The following is a 17,636-nucleotide window of genomic DNA, read 5'->3' on the forward strand; positions in this document are numbered from 1 at the left end:
AGAGACCTCCTGTTAGGTTTTCGGAGCACGATTGCCGAGCGATTCGACTAGCCCCAACGCATCACAGCCAACAGCCACACCAGGGACAACGCGGACGCTACCCAGATGCTCCAGTCGGTCACGCCGATTACCAGCAGATGCAGGTAGGCGCTGCCGAGAAGACCGATGAACAAACGATCGCCACGGGTGGTGGCAATCGGCAGAAACCCTCGCCGCAAGATGCTCGGCGAGCGCAGTTCCCAGGTGGTCATGCCCACCAGGATCAACCCGATCACGATGAAAAACGCCGCCGTCGGGACGGTCCAGCTCATCCATTCCATCATCAGTTCCTCAGACCCGGCCCAGGGCAAAGCCCTTGGCCACGTGGTTGCGAACGAACCAGATCACCAGCATGCCGGGGAGAATAGTCAACACCCCCGCTGCCGCCAGTACGCCCCAGTCAATCCCGGATGCCGACACCGTGCGCGTCATCACCGCCGCGATCGGTTTGGCGTTCACCGAGGTCAGCGTGCGCGCCAGCAGCAGTTCGACCCAGGAAAACATGAAGCAGAAAAACGCTGTCACACCGATGCCGGAGCCGATCAGCGGAATGAAGATCTTCACGAAGAACTTGGGAAAGCTGTAGCCGTCGATGTAGGCGGTTTCGTCGATTTCCTTCGGCACCCCGGACATGAAGCCTTCAAGGATCCACACCGCCAATGGCACGTTGAACAGGCAGTGCGCCAGCGCCACGGCGATGTGGGTGTCGAACAGGCCGATCGACGAATACAGCTGGAAGAACGGCAGCAGGAATACCGCCGGCGGCGCCATGCGGTTGGTCAGCAGCCAGAAGAACAGGTGCTTGTCACCGAGAAAGCGGTAGCGCGAAAACGCATACGCCGCCGGCAGCGCCACGGTCAGAGAAATGATCGTGTTCAGACTGACGTAGTACAGCGAGTTGATATAACCGGTGTACCAGCTCGGGTCGGTGAAGATCACCTTGTAGTTCGCCAGCGTGAAATCCTGTGGGAAAAGGGTCAGTCCGCCGAGGATTTCGGTGTTGCTCTTGAACGACATGTTCAGCAGCCAGTAGATCGGCACCAGCAGGAACAGGATGTAGAGCAGCAGTGGGATCAGCTTTCTTTTGCTCATGGCCGGGCCTCAGCGGTTGGCATCGTTGTGGGTCATGGCGGTGTAGAACAGCCAGGACACCAGCAGGATGATCAGGAAGTACACCAGCGAGAATGCCGCCGCCGGCCCCAGGTCGAATTGGCCTACGGCCATCTGGGTCAGGGTCTGACTCAGAAAGGTCGTCGAGTTACCCGGCCCGCCGCCGGTGAGCACGAACGGCTCGGTGTAGATCATGAAGCTGTCCATGAAGCGCAGCATCACCGCGATCAGCAGCACGCTCTTCAACTTGGGCAACTGAATGTGCCGGAATACCGCCCAGGCCGAGGCCCGGTCGATGCGCGCGGCCTGGTAATACACATCGGGAATCGCCCGCAGGCCGGAGAAACACAACAGCGCCACCAGTGAAGTCCAGTGCCAGACGTCCATCACCAGCACGGTGACCCAGGCGTCCATGGTGTTGGCCGCGTAGTTGTAGCTGATGCCCATGGCGTTGAGGCTTGAACCGAGCAGGCCGATGTCGGCGCGGCCGAAAATCTGCCAGATGGTGCCGACTACGTTCCATGGAATCAGCAACGGGATCGCCAGCACGATCAGCACCACCGACGACCAGCGACCCTTGGTCGGCATGGTCAGGGCAATGGCGATCCCGAGGGGGATTTCGATCAGCAGCACACACGCCGAGTAGATGAACTGGCGCAGCAACGAGTCGTGCAGACGCGGATCGAGCAGCACCTGCTTGTACCAGTCGGCGCCGACGAAGTAGCGGCTGGACTGGTCGAAGATGTCCTGCACCGAATAGTTGACCACGGTCATCATCGGGATCACGGCACTGAACGCCACCAGCAGGAACACCGGCAACACCAGCCACCACGCCTTGTTGTTCTGCACCTTGTTCATGGCTGTACCTCGCTGTCGGTGGCATCCAGCAGAAACTCGTCGGCGTAGACCATCAGCCACTGCGCCGGAAAACTGATGTACGCAGTGCCCTGGGGCACCGGTTTGTCCTCGGCCAGGCGCACTTTCAGCGGTGCGCCGTCCAGATCCAGGGTCATGATCTTGTAGGTGCCGAGGTCTTCGACGTGTACGACCCGCGCCTGCATCGCGTCATCAAACGGCTCGTCCCACACATGGATGAACTCGGGACGGATGCCGACCTTCAGATTTTTCCACTGGCCGTGTTCGATATGGCGCTGCAAGCCGTCGGACAGCGGCAGATGGGTTGAATTGAAACCGACCCCGCCCGGTTGCGGTTGCACTTCGATCAGGTTCATCCCCGGGCTGCCGATGAAGTAGCCGACAAAGGTGTGGCTCGGCCGCTCGAACAATTCCCGTGGCGTTCCGAACTGGACGATCTGGCCGCCGTACATCACCGCGATCTTGTCGGCAAAAGTCGAAGCCTCCAGCTGATCGTGAGTTACGTAGACCATGGTGATGTTGAACTGCTCGTGGATCTGCTTGAGCTTGCGCCGCAGTTTCCATTTCAGGTGCGGGTCGATCACCGTCAGCGGCTCGTCGAACAGAATCGCCGAGACGTCATCGCGCACCAGGCCACGGCCCATGGAGACTTTCTGTTTTTCGTCGGCGGTGAGGTTGCGCGCCTTTTTGCTCAACAGGTTTTGCAGGTCGAGAACTTCGGCAATTTCCTGCACCTTGCTGTGCACTTTCGCCTCGGCCAGGCCCTGATTGCGCAGGGGAAAGGCCAGGTTGTCGAACACGGTCATGGTGTCGTACACCACCGGGAACTGGAACACCTGGGCGATATTGCGCTTCTCCGGGGTCAGGTCGTTGACCGCTTTGCCGTCGAACAGCACATGGCCCTGGGACGGGCTGAGCAGACCGGAAATGATGTTGAGCAAGGTCGATTTGCCGCAACCCGAAGGGCCGAGCAAGGCATAGGCGCCGCCCTGCTCCCAGATGTGGTCCATCTCGCGGATCGCGTAATCCTCGGGCCCGCTCGGGGTTTTACTGTAGCTGTGGGCGAGGTGCTGCAAACGGATTTCGGCCATCAGGCAACCCTCGCGACGCGCCGGCCCGGTGCCTGCACCAGACGGCCCTGCGCATCGAACACAAACAGTTTATGGGTCGGAATGTAGATGCGGATCGGCGCATCGACGTCGTATTCGTGAACCCCCGGCAAATGCAACACCAGCAGAAAATGCTCGTTGCGCACGTGCAGGAAGGTTTCCGAACCGCTGATTTCCGCCACCTCGACGGTCACCGCCAGTTCCAGGTCGTCGTCGTTGCTCGGCACCAGCGAGATATGACTCGGGCGCACACCAAAACGGAACTCGCCCTCGCCCACTGGCCGCAGATCGACGTTCAGCGGGAAGTGCACGAAGTTGGCGAAACTCACTTCGTTACCGGCGATACGCCCCGGCATCAGGTTGATCGGCGGCTCGGAGAACAATTCGGCGGCCAGCACCGTTTGTGGCTGGTGGTAGACCTCGGTCGACGGGCCGCTCTGGATCACCCGGCCCTCGTGCAGAATGGTCGTGGTACCGCCCAGCGCCAGCGCTTCGTTGGGTTCGGTGGTGGCATAGATGGCGATGGTGTGGCGCGCCTTGAACAGCTCGCGCATTTCCTGGCGCAGCTCTTCGCGCAGCTTGTAATCGAGGTTGACCAGCGGCTCGTCGAACAGAATCAGCTCGGCATCCTTGACCAGCGCCCGCGCCATCGCGGTACGCTGCTGCTGGCCGCCGGACAGTTCCAGCGGATAACGCTGCAGAAACTTTTCGATGCGCAGCATCTTCGCGGTTTCCTGCACCTTGCTCTGGATCTGTTCGTTGGAGATCCCGGCCTGGCGCAGCGGCGAGGCGATGTTCTCGAACACCGTCATGGTCGGGTAATTGATGAACTGCTGATAGACCATCGACACGTTGCGCAAACGCACCGGACGCTGGGTGACGTCGACGCCGTTCATCAGGATGCGGCCGCTGTCGGGCTTGTCCAGACCGGCCATCAGGCGCATCAGACTGGTCTTGCCGGACAGCGTGCGTCCGAGCAAAACGTTGAAAGATCCAGGTTCGAATTTCAGGCTCGCATCGTCGATCCAGGTCTGGCCCTCGACGGTACGGCAGACGTGCTCCAGGGTGAGTGACATGGCTCGGCCTTTTTATTATTGGAGTCAAGCGACCTGTCCTGTAGAGCGACATTCGTGCCAGAAACGGCAAGCTGTTGATTTACCGTTAGATTCGCTGAAAGCCACGCAAACCGTGGTTCGTAGCTGAACACAAGTGAACAGTCGCGACTGAACAATTGAACAGTTTGGCGATTGACAATGAACAATAGTGAACAACACTCTATGGATGCTTTTTGCTCGTCGAACGAGCCATAACAAAAACAACAAAGCACCCTTCAGAGACTGCCAATCATGGCCGCAACTGCCCCGCCGCTGTCCCACGACGCCCTCGTCCAGAGTTCCTGGCAACGTTGCCGCGCGTTCGGTCTGGATCACCAAAGCGCCCCGGCCTTTGATCAGTTGCCCGCCGCCGGCATCGCGCATCTGCTCGACAGCCATCACGCGCTGGTGCAGACCACCCACCAGGAAGTCTTGCCCTACTACGAAAACATCCTCAGCAATTCCAACTGCCTGATCATGCTCGCCGACAATCAGGGCCAGGTGCTGACCTCGTGGGGCACGCAACGCTTTATCGAGCCGAGTCTGGCGCGGGGTTTTCAACCGGGAGCGAGTTGGATCGAACGCGCCAGCGGCACCAACGCCATCGGCACGGCGCTGGCCTGCGAGCAGGCGGTGCACATCGAACACGATGAACACTTTCTCAAGGCCAACCGCTTCATGACCGGTTCCGCCGCACCGATTTTCGATGCCGAGCGCAAGGTCATCGCCGTACTCGATGTGTCCAGCGACAGCTACCTGCCGCCCTCGCACACCCTCGGCATGGTCAAGATGATGAGCCAGACCGTGGAAAACCGGCTGATCCTCAACCTGTTCCATGGCCAGCACTTTCAACTGACCTTCAACACCGGGTTGAACAATCTCGACAGCCAGTGGGCCGGGCTGCTGATCTTTGATGAGAGCGGTCAGGTGCTGTCGGCCAACCGTCGGGCCGACAATCTGCTGGGTGTGCGCTTGTCGCGGGTCAGCGTTGAAAGCCTGTTCAAGGTCTCGTTGCTGGAGTTGATCAATCAGCCGGACGGTTTGCCGTTTGCCTTGCAGACTTCCGGGCGCAATCGTTTCCAGTGTTTGTTGAAGCGACCTAAACAGGCGCCGGTTCAGGCGCGGGTCTTCACTGAAACAAGAACCGCCGAACCGAAAGTCGCCGCACCCACGGCCATCAGCCTGAGCACTTTGCACTTCGGCGACAGCCGCGTGGAGAAAGCCGTGCGCCAGGCCGAACGTCTGCTGGAAAAGGACATCCCGCTGCTTATTCACGGGGAAACCGGGGTCGGCAAGGAAGTGTTCGTCAAAGCCCTGCATCAGGCCAGCTCCCGCAGCAAACAGGCGTTCATTGCCGTCAACTGCGCGGCGATCCCCGCCGAACTGGTGGAGTCCGAGCTGTTCGGCTATGAGAAAGGCGCGTTCACCGGCGCCAACCAGAAAGGCAGCATCGGCCTGATTCGCAAGGCCGACAAAGGCACGCTGTTCCTCGACGAGATCGGCGACATGCCGCTGCCGACCCAGGCCCGGCTGTTGCGGGTGCTGCAGGAGCGCTGCGTGCAACCGGTGGGCAGCAGCGAGCTGTTCCCGGTGGATCTGCGGATCATCTCCGCCACCAACCGTTCGCTTCGGGAACAGGTGCAACTGGGGCGCTTTCGCGAAGACTTGTACTACCGCATCGGCGGCCTGACTCTCGAATTACCACCGCTTCGCGAGCGCAGCGACAAGCAGGCGCTGTTCAAACGCCTGTGGGAGCAACATCGCGAGCCGTCGCAGTGGGCGGGATTGAGTCGCGAGGTGCTGGACTTGTTTGAACGGCACCCGTGGCCGGGCAATCTGCGTCAGGTCAGCAGCGTGATGCAGGTGGCGCTGGCGATGGCCGAGGAACAACCGATTCGGCCCGAGCATTTGCCGGACGACTTCTTCGTCGATCTGGAGATGGAGCCGGTGGAAGTGGCCGAGCCGTTGGGCATCGACCTGAACGATGCCGAGGCGCTGAACCGAGAGTTGCAACTGGCCGGCGGGAATATTTCCCACCTGGCTCGGCGATTGGGGGTGAGCCGCAATACGCTGTACAAGCGATTGCGGCAGCTTGAAAGCTGAGCGCCCCCATAGCGGGTCAGGCCGAAATTGCTGGTTCAACAGGCGCAGCCGATGCGGCCGCCAACGTCCGCAGGCCCATCAGCACCACGACCATCATCATCAGACCTGCAGCAATCGCGACCGCGAACCCTGCCCGTGCACCAAAAGCATCAATCACCAGCCCCGCCAGCATGCCGCCGAGCGCCACGCCGATGCTGATTCCGGTGGTCATCCACGTCAGGCCTTCGGTCATCCTCGCTGCTGGGATGATGATTGTTCCCAGCTTCATGACCACAACCATGGTCGGCGCGAACGAGATGCCGGCGATAAACAGCATCGCGGTAAGGACATAAACGTCCGGTGAGAAAATCGGCAATACGCCGGTGACTGCCGTGACCAGGATCCCGATAAAGAACTGTTTTTCAATCGCCAGCGAAACCCGCAACGCGCCGAAGGTCAGGCCCGCCACCAGCGAGCCGAACGCATAGGCGGCAAGAATGAAGGTAGCGGAGGCTGGCCAGCCCTGGGCATTGGCGAACGCTACAACGGCGACATCGATCGATCCGCCAATGGCGCCCATCGCCAGCAGCGCGAGGACAATGGTGCGAACGCCGGGAATCAGCAGGGTCGAACCGCTGTTTTTCCGGTTACCCGCCACGACTTTCGGTTCGGTCTGACGCTGCATGAGAAACGCCGTCACGCCGACGGCCAGCAGCCCCACCGCCACCAGCGGCCCGGCTTCCGCGAAGAAACTCACGCTCAAACCGATCGCCAGTGGCGGGCCGATGATATAAGCCAGTTCGGTGAGGACCGTGTCCAGCGAGAACGCGGTGTGCAGTTGTGGCTTGCCACGAAACAGCTGCGTCCAGCGTGCGCGGATCATGGACGGCATGCTCGGCATCGTCCCCGCCAGTGCCGCCAGCACAAAAAACAGCGCGGCCGGCGCCCTCAGGTGCACGGCAACAATCAGCGCCAGCAACATGACGATGCTGAACGCCGTGACGACGGGCAGCACGCGACTCTGGCCTCGCCGATCAACCTGTTTCGAGATGCGCGGGCCGAGCAGCGCATTGGCCAGGGTAAACGTACCGGCGACTGCGCCGGCCAGCCAGTAAACGCCGGTCTGCTGCACCAGCATGGTGATGATGCCGATGCCGATCATTGCCTGGGGCAGTCGGGCAATAGAGCTCGCGAGGATCAGCCCGGTCGCGCCGGGTGTAGATACCAACTCGCGATAGTGATTAGCCATGATTCCTCCCTTCCGGATTCGCCGCTGATGAGCATCCTGCCGCGTGCGCTATCAAGACCTATGCGAATGCCAAAAGCAATCACACATTGTCTGGATCGTTCCCACGTCGAGGCGTCGAACCGTCTGCGTGGGAACGCCTCATTGGACGCTCCGCGTCCGCTTCGGCATGGGACGCGGAGCGTCCCGGGCTGCATTCCCACGCGGAGCGTGGGAACGATCAATGCGGACAGAAAAACAAAAACCCGCACAAGGCGGGTTTTGTTTGTAGCAAGCGCAGCGATCAGTCAGCCAGACGCCAGGTCGTGCCGCCCTTGCCGTCTTCCAGCACCACGCCCATGGCGGTGAGCTGGTCGCGGATGCGGTCGGATTCGGCCCAGTCCTTGCCGGCACGTGCCGCCAGACGCGCAGCGATCAGCGCCTCGACTTCGGCGGCATCGACACGCCCTTCGGCGCCGGCCTGCAGGAAGTCATCGGCTTCGAGCTGCAACACACCCAGCACGCTGGCCAGTTCTTTCAGACGCGCCGCCAGACCGGCCGCTGCATCGAGATCGCTCTCACGCAGACGGTTGATCTCACGGACCATCTCGAACAGTACCGCGCAGGCTTCCGGCGTGCCGAAGTCGTCGTTCATCACCGTGGTGAAGCGCTCGACGAACGCTTCGCCGCCAGCCGGCGCCACGTTCGGCAGGCCTTTCAACGCATGGTAGAAGCGCTCCAGTGCACCCTTGGCGTCCTTGAGGTTGTCTTCCGAGTAGTTGATCGCGCTGCGGTAGTGGCTCGACACCAGCAGGTAACGCACGACTTCCGGGTGGTACTTGTCGAGCACGTCGCGAATGGTGAAGAAGTTGTTCAAGGACTTGGACATCTTCTCGCCATTGATACGGATCATGCCGCAATGCATCCACGCGTTGGCGTAGGTCTTGCCGGTGGCCGCTTCGCTCTGGGCGATTTCGTTTTCATGGTGCGGGAACTCGAGATCGCTGCCGCCGCCATGAATGTCGAAAGTCTCACCGAGGCAGCAGGTGGACATCACCGAGCACTCGATGTGCCAGCCCGGACGCCCGGCGCCCCACGGCGATTCCCAGCTCGGCTCGCCCGGCTTGACGCCTTTCCACAGCACGAAGTCCAGCGGATCTTCCTTGGCTTCGTCGACCTCGATCCGCGCACCGATGCGCAGGTCTTCGATCTTCTTGCGCGACAGCTTGCCGTAGCCCATGAACTTGCCGACGCGGTAGTACACGTCGCCATTGCCCGGGGCGTAGGCGTAACCCTTGTCGATCAGGGTCTGGATCATCGCGTGCATGCCAGGGATGTGATCCGTGGCGCGCGGCTCCATGTCCGGCTTCTGGATGTTCAGGCGCGCTTCGTCTTCGTGCATCGCCGCGATCATGCGCTCGGTCAACGCTTCGAACGACTCGCCGTTCTCGTTGGCCCGGTTGATGATCTTGTCGTCGATGTCGGTGATGTTGCGCACGTAGGTCAGGTCATAACCGCTGAACCGCAACCAGCGGGTCACCAGGTCGAACGCGACCATGCTGCGGCCGTGGCCCAGGTGGCAGTAGTCGTACACGGTCATCCCGCAGACGTACATGCGCACCTTGTTGCCATCCAGCGGCTTGAATACTTCTTTGCTCTTGGTGAGCGTGTTGTAGATCGTAAGCACGGTGTTTCCTTAAGACTTGATCACTGGCCCCACGAATCGCGCAGGGTCACGGTACGGTTGAATACCGGCTGGCCTGGTTTCGAGTCCTTGATATCCGCGACGAAGTAACCTTCGCGCTCGAACTGGAAACGGTCTTCCGGCTGTGCGTTGCCCAGCGAGGGTTCAGCACGACAACCGGTCAGCACTTGCAGTGAGTCAGGGTTGATGTTGTCCAGGAAACTCGCGCTGTCTTCGGCTTTCTCCGGGTTCGGAGAACGGAACAGGCGATCGTACAGACGCACTTCGCACTCGATGCTGGCAGCGGCCGGCACCCAGTGGATCACGCCCTTGACCTTGCGGCCTTCAGGGTTCTTGCCCAGGGTGTCCGGATCGTAGGAGCAACGCAGCTCGACGATGTTGCCGTCGGCGTCCTTGATCGCTTCGTCGGCGCGGATAACGTAGCTGCCGCGCAGACGCACTTCGCCGTTCGGCTCCAGGCGCTTGTAGCCTTTTGGCGGCTCTTCCATGAAGTCATCGCGGTCGATGTAGATTTCACGGGCGAACGGCAGCTGGCGCACGCCGAGTTCTTCTTTCTGCGGATGACGCGGCAGTTCGAGGTTCTCGATCTGGCCTTCCGGGTAGTTGGTGATCACGACTTTCAACGGACGCAGCACGCACATGGCGCGCGGGGCGTTCGCGTCCAGGTCCTGACGGATGCTGAACTCGAGCATGCCGAAGTCGACCACGCCGTCGGAACGGTTGGTGCCGATCATCTCGCAGAAGTTGCGGATCGATGCCGGGGTGTAGCCACGGCGGCGGAAGCCCGACAGCGTGGACATGCGCGGATCGTCCCAGCCGTTGACGTGTTTCTCGTCAACCAGTTGCTTGAGCTTGCGCTTGCTGGTGATGGTGTAGTTGAGGTTCAGACGGCTGAACTCGTACTGACGCGGGTGCGCCGGCACTGGCAGTGCGTCGAGGAACCACTCGTACAGCGGACGATGGCTTTCGAACTCCAGGGTGCAGATCGAGTGGGTGATGCCTTCGATGGCGTCCGACTGACCGTGGGTGAAGTCGTAGTTCGGGTAGATGCACCACTTGTCACCGGTCTGGTGGTGATGGGCGTGGCGGATGCGGTACATGATCGGGTCGCGCAGGTTCATGTTCGGCGAGGCCATGTCGATCTTGGCGCGCAGCACGCGGGCACCGTCCGGGAACTCACCGGCGCGCATCCGGGCGAACCAGTCCAGGTTCTCTTCCACCGAACGGTCGCGGAACGGGCTGTTCTTGCCCGGCTCGGTCAGGCTGCCGCGGTATTCCCTGGCTTGCTCGGGCGTCAGGTCGTCGACGTAGGCCTTGCCGGCCTTGATCAGCTCGACGGCCCAGTCGTGCAACTGGTCGAAATATTGCGAGGCGTAGCGCACTTCGCCGGACCATTCGAAGCCCAGCCATTTGACGTCGCTTTCGATCGCGTCGATGTATTCCTGGTCTTCCTTGGCCGGGTTGGTGTCGTCGAAACGCAGGTGAGTGACGCCGCCGAACTCCTGGGCCAGGCCGAAGTTCACACAGATCGACTTGGCGTGGCCGATGTGCAGGTAGCCGTTGGGCTCAGGCGGGAAACGGGTGACGATCTGCGTGTGCTTACCCGAGTCCAGGTCCGCCTGGATGATCGGGCGCAGGAAATTGACCGGCGTAACGGGGCCGGTCTTGGAATTCGAGGTAGGGTCGACAGTGGGCTTGCTCATAGGATCCTTGAACGTACAGTGCGCGGCCGGGACACGGGCCTGACAAAACAAAGCGGCTATCATAGCCGATGCTGTCAAGCCCCTGACAGAGCAGGGCTTAAAAGGAATGCATTTAATCGCCGGGTTTTGAAAAACAGCCTCGAAATTCGCGCCTGTCACGCTAAACTGCGCACCTTGGCCCTCACGGGCTGAACCGGTACGGGGCCCAAATGTCCCAATACCCACGAATTCCTTATAAAGAGCATCGATCATGACTCAAGTTAAATTGACCACCAACTTCGGTGACATCGTCATCGAACTGAACGCTGAAAAGGCGCCTCTCACCACCGCCAACTTCATCGAATACGTCAAGAAAGGTCACTACGAGAACGTCGTGTTCCACCGCGTCATCAAAGGCTTCATGATCCAGGGCGGCGGTTTCGAGCCAGGCATGAAAGAAAAGAAAGACAAGAGCCCGAGCATCCAGAACGAAGCCGACAATGGTCTGAAGAACGACAAGTACACCATCGCCATGGCCCGTACCATGGACCCGCATTCGGCTTCGGCGCAGTTCTTCATCAACGCCTCCGACAACAGCTTCCTGAACCACACCGCCAAGACCGCTCAGGGCTGGGGTTATGCCGTGTTCGGTAAAGTGGTTTCGGGCACCGACGTTGTCGACAAGATCGAAGGCGTTTCCACCACGTCCAAGGCAGGCCACCAGGACGTACCCGCAGACGACGTGATCATCGAGAAAGCCGAGATCATCGAAGCGTGATATTGCTGATTTCAGACTTGCATCTGGAGGAGGAGCGCCCGGACATTACCCGGGCGTTTCTGGATTTGCTCGCCGGACGCGCCCGCTCGGCGAGTGCGTTGTACATTCTGGGCGACTTCTTCGAAGCGTGGATTGGCGACGACGCCATGACGCCCTTCCAGCGTTCCATCTGCCAGGCCCTGCGCGAACTCAGCGATAGCGGCACGGCGATATTTCTGATGCACGGCAATCGCGACTTCATGCTCGGCAAGGCCTTCTGCAAAGAGGCCGGCTGCACGCTGTTGAAGGACCCGAGTGTCGTGCAGTTTTACGGCGAGCCCGTATTGCTGATGCACGGCGACAGCCTGTGCACCCGCGACGAAGCCTACATGAAGCTGCGCCGCTACCTGCGCAACCCGCTGAGCCTGTTCATCCTGCGCAACCTACCCTTGCGCACCCGGCAAAGACTGGCGCGCAAGCTGCGCAGCGAAAGCCGGGCGCAGACGCGGATGAAGGCCAATGACATCGTCGATGTCACGCCGGAGGAAATTCCGCGGATCATGCAGGAATACGGGGTGAAAACCCTGGTTCACGGGCACACCCATCGCCCGGCGATCCACAAGTTGCAGATCGGCGATCAGGCGGCGAAGCGAATTGTGCTGGGGGATTGGGATCGTCAGGGTTGGGCGTTGCAGGTGGATGATAACGGGTTTGCGTTGGCGCCGTTCGACTTCGCACCGCCGCCAGCACTGCCCGCCCCCACCACCGTCTGATCGTTCCCACGCTCTGCGTGGGAATGCCTCAATGGACGCTCCGCGTCCGCTTCGGCATGGGACGCGGAGCGTCCCGGGCTGCATTCCCACGCAGACGGTTCGACGCCTCGACGTGAGAACGATCTTGCGGGATCCCGGACTTAGTGACCGCTGGCCGCCGGGCCTGCCTTGGCAGCAAACGGCGGCTTGGCCAGCCAAACAATCAATATCAACCCCATAAACCCCCATCCCAACAGCGTGAAGTAATCCACGGTGGAGAGCATGTACGCCTGACTGGTGAGGATCTGATCCATCTGCGCATAGGCCGATTGGCTCGCGCCACCCAGCGAATGCAAGGTCTCGCGAGTCGCTGGCTCGAAGGTGCTGATGCTCTCGCTCATATAGGCATGATGCTGATCCGCCCGGCGAATCCAGATCCACGTAGTCAACGACGCCGCAAAACTGCCGCCCAATGTCCGCAGGAACGTCGCCAGACCCGCACCATCGGCAATCTGGCTCGGCGGCAAGTCCGACATCAGAATGCTCAGGGTCGGCATGAAAAACAGCGCCACGCCAATCCCCATGAACAACTGCACCAGAGCGATGTGCTGGAAGTCCACCTCGTTGGTGAATTCAGCACGCATGAAGCAGCTCAGGCCGATCGCCAGGAACGCCAGCCCGGCCAGCAGGCGCAGGTCGAACTTGTGCGCGTACTTGCCGACAAACGGCGACAGCAGCACCGGCAGAATGCCGATCGGCGCCACCGCCAGCCCGGCCCAGGTCGCGGTGTAGCCCATCTGGGTCTGCAACCACTGCGGCAGGATCAGGTTGATGCCGAAGAACCCGGCGTAACCCAGCACCAGCACCAGCGTGCCGATGCGGAAGTTGCGATAGGCAAATAGCCGCAGGTTGACCACCGGATGCTGGTCGGTCATTTCCCAGATCACGAACACCGCCAGCGCGATCACCGAAATCGCCGCGCCGATGATGATGAAGTTCGACTCGAACCAGTCCAGATCATTGCCTTTGTCGAGGATCACCTGCAACGCGCCCACGCCGATGATCAGCGTGATCAGCCCGACGTAATCCATCGGCTGATGGCTGGTGACCACCGGGCGTTTGGCCAGCTGCTGGCGCACCACCATCACCGCGAAGATCCCGATCGGCACGTTGATGAAGAAAATCCACGGCCAGCTGTAACTGTCGGTGATCCAGCCTCCGAGGATCGGCCCGGCAATCGGCGCCACCACCGTAACCATCGCCAGCAACGCCAGGGCCATGCCTCGCCTCGCCGGCGGATACACCGCAATCAGCAGTGTCTGGGTCATCGGGTACAACGGCCCGGCCACCAGGCCTTGCAGCACGCGGAAGCCGATCAGTTCCGGCATCGATGTGGAAATTCCGCAGAGGAACGAAGCCAGCACAAACAGGATGGTCGCCCACAGAAACAGCTTCACCTCGCCGAAGCGACGGCTCAGCCAGCCGGTGAGCGGCAGCGCAATGGCGTTGCTCACGGCGAACGAGGTGATGACCCAGGTGCCCTGCTCCGAACTCACGCCGAGGTTGCCGGAAATGGTCGGCAACGCCACGTTGGCGATGGTGGTGTCGAGCACCTGCATGAAGGTCGCCAGCGACAGGCCGATGGTGCTGAGCAACAGGCTGGGTGGCGTAAAAGAGGCGTTATTGCTCATCGCGAATCCTTTGGAACCTGATTGACGCTGCGTCCGTTAATGACGCAGCCGCCCTTGTGGGAGCGAGCCTGCTCCGGGCGGCGTTCCGACGAAGACGGCGGTTCAGCCAACAAAACTGTTGAATTGAAAATCGCCATCGTCGGAACGCCGCCCGGAGCAAGCTCGCTCCCACAGGATGGAATCAGCGTTGCGCAGTCTTGCTGACCGCGGCGCTGTTGTCGTGGATCAACTGGGTGATCATCGCGTCGGCTTCGGCCAGTTGGCGGTCGTAGACGTTGGTGCTGAACGAGGCCTTTTGCGGCGGCTGCTGGGCCAGTACCGGACCGCTCTGGTCGTGCAAGTTGACCTCGACATTGGTCGACAGACCGACGCGCAGCGGGTGCTTGGCCAGCTCTTCGGCGTTAACGTGAATCCGTACCGGCACACGCTGCACGATCTTGATCCAGTTACCGGTGGCGTTCTGCGCCGGCAGCAGGGCGAACGCGCTGCCGGTGCCCGCGCCGAGGCTGTCGATGGTGCCGCTGAACTTGACGTCGCTGCCGTAGATGTCCGACTCGATCTCCACCGGTTGGCCGATGCGCATGTCACGCAGCTGAGTTTCCTTGAAGTTGGCGTCGATCCACAGCTGATCCAGTGGAATCACCGCCATCAGCGCAGTGCCCGGCTGCACACGCTGACCGAGTTGCACGGTGCGTTTGGCGACATAACCGGTAACCGGCGCGATCAAAGTGCTGCGAGCGTTGGTCAGGTAGGCTTGGCGCAGTTGCGCGGCGGCGGCCATCACGTCCGGGTGCGAGGAGACCACGGTGTCATCGACCAGCGCGCTGGTGGTTTTCAACTGCTGCCTGGCGTTGGCCAGGGCGTTTTGTGCCGAGGTCAGGTCATCGCGGGCGTGGGACAGTTCTTCCTGGGAAATCGCCCCGCCGGCCGCGAGGTTCTTACGACGGTTGAAGTTGTCCTGGGCTTTTTGCACTTCGGCCTGTTGCGCATTGACCTGGGCCTTCATGCCGTCGACGTTGCTGTACAGACCGCGCACCTGACGCACGGTGCGGGCCAGATTGGCCTTGGCACTTTGCAGACCGACTTCGGCGTCGTTCGGGTCGAAGTTGATCAGCACCTGGCCTTCATGCACCAGATCGCCATCGTCGGCACCGATGCTGACCACGGTGCCGGTCACCAGCGGGGTGATTTCCACCACGTTGCCGTTGACGTAGGCGTCGTCGGTGCTTTCGCTCCAGCGCCCGATGAATTCGTGATACGCCCAGACACCGGCACCGGCGAGGGCAACCACAACGGCCAGCACCAGCAGCATCACCTTGCGTTTGCGCGGATTGCCAGTGTCCTGGGCGTTGTCTTGAGCTTGTGTGTTTTCGGCAGTGGCCATGACAAGTACCTTGAATTAGTTGTGCGGCGTGGCTGGGGTGGCGTTGGCTGCGGTCAGGGTTTGCCCCTGGAAGCCGCCGCCCAGCGCTTGCATCAGTTGAATCGACAGGTCGATCTGCTCGGCATTCAGGTTGGCCAGCTGACGCTGGGCCTGCAGCAATTGCTGCTCGATGCTGAGCACGTCCAGGTAGTTGCCGATGCCGGAACCGTAACGCTGGACGACGGTGTTGTAAGAATCCTGGGCAATCTCGGTCGCGTGCTGCTGGGCGCCGATCTGCCGGCCGATGTCACGCAACTGGTTGATCGTGTCGCTGACATCGCCCAGGGCTTTCACCAGGCTTTTGTTGTACTGCGCCACGGCGAGGTCGTAATCGGCGTCGCGGGCATCGAGGTTGGCGCGCAGACGTCCGCCATCGAAGATCGGCACCGAAATCGTCGGGGCAATGTTGAAGAAGCGACTGGCGGAACCGAACATCGCGTCCCCCAACAAGGATTCGGCACCGGCCGAAGCCGACAGGTTCAGGTTGGGGTAGAAGCGGGTCTTGGCCGAATCGATGTCCTTGCTTGCCGCCTCGACACGCCAGCGCGCCGCGACCAGATCCGGGCGACGGCCCAGCAGTTCGGCCGGCAGCATCGATGGCAGTGCGACAGCGCTGGCTTGCAGGACTTTCGGCCGAGCGATTTCGTTGCCGCGATCCGGGCCTTTGCCGAGCAGCACGGCCAGGGCGATTTTTGCGCTGTTCAGGCGTTTTTCGGCGTCGATCAGGCTGGCTTCGGAGCTGGCTTCCAGACTTTGGGTCTGCTGGTACTGGTACTGGCTGTCGATCCCCGAGCTCAAACGACGCTGGCTCAGGTCGAGCATCTGTTTGGTGCGCTTCAAATCTTCGTTGGCCAGGTCATAGACGATGTGCGCCTGACCCAGATCGCTGTAGGCCCGAGCCACGTCGGCGGCGAGGGTCAGTTGCGCGGCCTGACGGTCAACTTCGGCGGCACGGGCCTGACCGAGTGCGGCTTCCCAGGCGTCACGCTGACCGCCCCAGAGGTCGAAGTTGTAATTGAAACCGGCGCTGATGTTGCGCACGGTGGCGTAGGCATCGCCCTGCCCTCGCGGGTCCTGATCCTTGGCCAGACGCGAACGGCTGATGCCGGCGCTGGCGTCGAGGGTCGGATAGCGCTCGGCATCGGCGGCATACGCGGCGGCGCTGGCCTGATGGGCGCGCGCGTCGGCGATCTGCATGTCCGGGCTGTCTTTCAGGGCTTCGCGGATCAGGCCATCGAGCTGCGGATCGCCAAGGCTGGTCCACCAGTCGCTCTTCGGCCAGGCGGCCTGGGACAGGGTCACGCCGTTGAGCGATTGCCCGGCTTTCAGGGTTTTCGCATCGAGACTCGCGCCCTGGGTATCGAGGCCACTGTAGTTGGCGCAACCGGCGAGGATCATCGCCGACAGCACCAGTGTCAGGCTGCTGCGCAAGGTTTTACCGCTCATTGTGTTCACCTAACCGCTGGATGGTGATGGGGTCACCGGCTGCCAGCAAAATTTTCTTGAGGATGTATTCCAGGGTTTTCAACTCGTCTGGGGTCACGGCGCCGGCCAGTTCATTCATGGCGTCGGCGCCGATGTGCGGCAGGCGATCGGCCAGTTGCTGGCCCTGCTCGGTGAGTTTGAGTTGCACCTGACGGCGATCGCCTTCGCTGCGTTGGCGAACCAGAAAACCTTTCTGCTCCAGACGATCAAGCATCCGCGTCATCGAACCGCTGTCCAGCGACAGGTGCCGGCACAGCTCGGCCGGGGTGTCGACGCCGAACTGGGCCATGATGATCAACACCTTGAACTGCGCGGCGGTGATGCCGTGGGGTTCCATGTGGGTGTCGATGATCTTGTCCTTGAGTAAAGCGGCACGGCCGAGCAACAGGCCGAGATGGCAATGCTGGAATTCGTCTGGGGTGAAATGCTTCATGTGCTCACCTAATAACTGCCTAGGCAGTGAATGTATGTCGAGATGTTACTGCCTAGGCAGCGAATGTCAACGTAATAGTTAGGTTGCTTTGTAATTAGCCGATAACTGACCGCGCAAGATCGTTCCCACGTCGAGGCGTCGAACCGTCTGCGTGGGAATGCATAAAGGGACGC

The 17,636-nt window shown here is 61.1% G+C and carries 15 protein-coding genes; 3 read left to right on the plus strand and 12 right to left on the minus strand.

Annotated features, from left to right (window positions below; translation table 11 throughout):
* Positions 1–47 precede the first annotated feature (47 nt).
* Genes BMZ46_RS22360 through BMZ46_RS22380 form a run of 5 tightly spaced genes read right to left on the minus strand, consistent with a single transcriptional unit; the run spans position 48 to position 4,210 of the window.
* Positions 48–320 carry a DUF2160 domain-containing protein gene (locus BMZ46_RS22360; RefSeq protein WP_039767461.1) on the minus strand — a complete coding sequence of 91 codons (273 nt, stop codon included), beginning with the start codon at positions 318–320 and terminating at the stop codon, positions 48–50.
* A gap of 10 nt (positions 321–330) precedes the next feature.
* Entirely contained in the window at positions 331–1,131 is an 801-nt protein-coding gene (locus BMZ46_RS22365) for a carbohydrate ABC transporter permease (RefSeq protein ID WP_007951486.1), read from the minus strand.
* Between the two features lie 9 nt (positions 1,132–1,140).
* Positions 1,141–2,007 (minus strand): carbohydrate ABC transporter permease, encoded by an 867-nt coding sequence (locus BMZ46_RS22370; RefSeq protein WP_007951487.1) that lies wholly within the window; start codon positions 2,005–2,007, stop codon positions 1,141–1,143.
* Entirely contained in the window at positions 2,004–3,116 is a 1,113-nt protein-coding gene (locus BMZ46_RS22375; RefSeq protein ID WP_007951488.1) for an ABC transporter ATP-binding protein, read from the minus strand. The genes BMZ46_RS22370 and BMZ46_RS22375 overlap by 4 nt, the downstream gene beginning before the upstream one ends.
* Positions 3,116–4,210 carry an ABC transporter ATP-binding protein gene (locus BMZ46_RS22380; RefSeq protein WP_039767464.1) on the minus strand — a complete coding sequence of 365 codons (1,095 nt, stop codon included), beginning with the start codon at positions 4,208–4,210 and terminating at the stop codon, positions 3,116–3,118. Before BMZ46_RS22380 ends, BMZ46_RS22375 begins: the two co-directional genes overlap by 1 nt.
* 270 nt (positions 4,211–4,480) lie before the next feature.
* Between BMZ46_RS22380 and BMZ46_RS22385 the strand changes: the two genes are divergently transcribed.
* Positions 4,481–6,331: a sigma-54-dependent Fis family transcriptional regulator gene (locus BMZ46_RS22385; RefSeq protein WP_074688976.1), complete on the plus strand. Its 1,851-nt coding sequence runs from the start codon at positions 4,481–4,483 to the stop codon at positions 6,329–6,331.
* A 16-nt stretch (positions 6,332–6,347) separates the two neighbouring features.
* Here BMZ46_RS22385 and BMZ46_RS22390 read toward each other — a convergent pair whose 3' ends face one another.
* The 3 genes from BMZ46_RS22390 to BMZ46_RS22400 form a co-directional block, all read right to left on the minus strand.
* The gene (locus BMZ46_RS22390; RefSeq protein WP_074688978.1) at positions 6,348–7,559 is read right to left on the minus strand and encodes an MFS transporter; all 1,212 of its coding nucleotides are present in this window, start codon (positions 7,557–7,559) and stop codon (positions 6,348–6,350) included.
* Between the two features lie 280 nt (positions 7,560–7,839).
* Complete coding sequence (cysS, locus tag BMZ46_RS22395; RefSeq protein ID WP_039767472.1) at positions 7,840–9,222, minus strand: cysteine--tRNA ligase; 1,383 nt, start codon at positions 9,220–9,222, stop codon at positions 7,840–7,842.
* A gap of 20 nt (positions 9,223–9,242) precedes the next feature.
* A complete protein-coding gene (locus tag BMZ46_RS22400; RefSeq protein WP_074688980.1) occupies positions 9,243–10,943 on the minus strand; it encodes a glutamine--tRNA ligase/YqeY domain fusion protein in 1,701 nt (566 codons plus the stop codon).
* A gap of 250 nt (positions 10,944–11,193) precedes the next feature.
* Here BMZ46_RS22400 and BMZ46_RS22405 point away from each other — a divergent pair, with 250 nt between their 5' ends.
* Complete coding sequence (locus BMZ46_RS22405) at positions 11,194–11,700, plus strand: peptidylprolyl isomerase (RefSeq protein WP_039767476.1); 507 nt, start codon at positions 11,194–11,196, stop codon at positions 11,698–11,700.
* Positions 11,697–12,452 (plus strand): UDP-2,3-diacylglucosamine diphosphatase, encoded by a 756-nt coding sequence (gene lpxH / locus BMZ46_RS22410; RefSeq protein WP_074688982.1) that lies wholly within the window; start codon positions 11,697–11,699, stop codon positions 12,450–12,452. The genes BMZ46_RS22405 and lpxH overlap by 4 nt, the downstream gene beginning before the upstream one ends.
* A 140-nt stretch (positions 12,453–12,592) precedes the next feature.
* Here the strand turns inward: lpxH and BMZ46_RS22415 are convergent, their stop codons facing one another.
* The 4 genes from BMZ46_RS22415 to BMZ46_RS22430 form a co-directional block, all read right to left on the minus strand.
* Entirely contained in the window at positions 12,593–14,122 is a 1,530-nt protein-coding gene (locus tag BMZ46_RS22415) for a DHA2 family efflux MFS transporter permease subunit (protein ID WP_039767480.1), read from the minus strand.
* 181 nt (positions 14,123–14,303) lie between these two features.
* On the minus strand, positions 14,304–15,506 hold the full coding sequence (locus tag BMZ46_RS22420; protein WP_039767481.1) for an HlyD/EmrA/EmrK family protein: 1,203 nt from the start codon (positions 15,504–15,506) through the stop codon (positions 14,304–14,306).
* 15 nt (positions 15,507–15,521) lie between these two features.
* A complete protein-coding gene (locus BMZ46_RS22425) occupies positions 15,522–16,991 on the minus strand; it encodes an efflux transporter outer membrane subunit (protein WP_074688984.1) in 1,470 nt (489 codons plus the stop codon).
* A complete protein-coding gene (locus tag BMZ46_RS22430; RefSeq protein ID WP_011334990.1) occupies positions 16,981–17,463 on the minus strand; it encodes a MarR family winged helix-turn-helix transcriptional regulator in 483 nt (160 codons plus the stop codon). Before BMZ46_RS22430 ends, BMZ46_RS22425 begins: the two co-directional genes overlap by 11 nt.
* Positions 17,464–17,636 lie beyond the last annotated feature (173 nt).

Source organism: Pseudomonas sp. NFIX49, assembly GCF_900115915.1.
Lineage (GTDB): Bacteria > Pseudomonadota > Gammaproteobacteria > Pseudomonadales > Pseudomonadaceae > Aquipseudomonas > Aquipseudomonas pharyngis.

What these genes read in the sequence shown, in the direction of transcription:
- BMZ46_RS22360 (WP_039767461.1), bottom strand. Translation starts at nt 320, where the DNA reads ATGGAATGGATGAGCTGGACCGTCCCGACGGCGGCGTTTTTCATCGTG.
- BMZ46_RS22365 (WP_007951486.1), bottom strand. Translation starts at nt 1,131, where the DNA reads ATGAGCAAAAGAAAGCTGATCCCACTGCTGCTCTACATCCTGTTCCTG.
- BMZ46_RS22370 (WP_007951487.1), bottom strand. Translation starts at nt 2,007, where the DNA reads ATGAACAAGGTGCAGAACAACAAGGCGTGGTGGCTGGTGTTGCCGGTG.
- BMZ46_RS22375 (WP_007951488.1), bottom strand. Translation starts at nt 3,116, where the DNA reads ATGGCCGAAATCCGTTTGCAGCACCTCGCCCACAGCTACAGTAAAACC.
- BMZ46_RS22380 (WP_039767464.1), bottom strand. Translation starts at nt 4,210, where the DNA reads ATGTCACTCACCCTGGAGCACGTCTGCCGTACCGTCGAGGGCCAGACC.
- BMZ46_RS22385 (WP_074688976.1), top strand. Translation starts at nt 4,481, where the DNA reads ATGGCCGCAACTGCCCCGCCGCTGTCCCACGACGCCCTCGTCCAGAGT.
- BMZ46_RS22390 (WP_074688978.1), bottom strand. Translation starts at nt 7,559, where the DNA reads ATGGCTAATCACTATCGCGAGTTGGTATCTACACCCGGCGCGACCGGG.
- BMZ46_RS22400 (WP_074688980.1), bottom strand. Translation starts at nt 10,943, where the DNA reads ATGAGCAAGCCCACTGTCGACCCTACCTCGAATTCCAAGACCGGCCCC.
- BMZ46_RS22405 (WP_039767476.1), top strand. Translation starts at nt 11,194, where the DNA reads ATGACTCAAGTTAAATTGACCACCAACTTCGGTGACATCGTCATCGAA.
- BMZ46_RS22415 (WP_039767480.1), bottom strand. Translation starts at nt 14,122, where the DNA reads ATGAGCAATAACGCCTCTTTTACGCCACCCAGCCTGTTGCTCAGCACC.
- BMZ46_RS22420 (WP_039767481.1), bottom strand. Translation starts at nt 15,506, where the DNA reads ATGGCCACTGCCGAAAACACACAAGCTCAAGACAACGCCCAGGACACT.
- BMZ46_RS22425 (WP_074688984.1), bottom strand. Translation starts at nt 16,991, where the DNA reads ATGAGCGGTAAAACCTTGCGCAGCAGCCTGACACTGGTGCTGTCGGCG.
- BMZ46_RS22430 (WP_011334990.1), bottom strand. Translation starts at nt 17,463, where the DNA reads ATGAAGCATTTCACCCCAGACGAATTCCAGCATTGCCATCTCGGCCTG.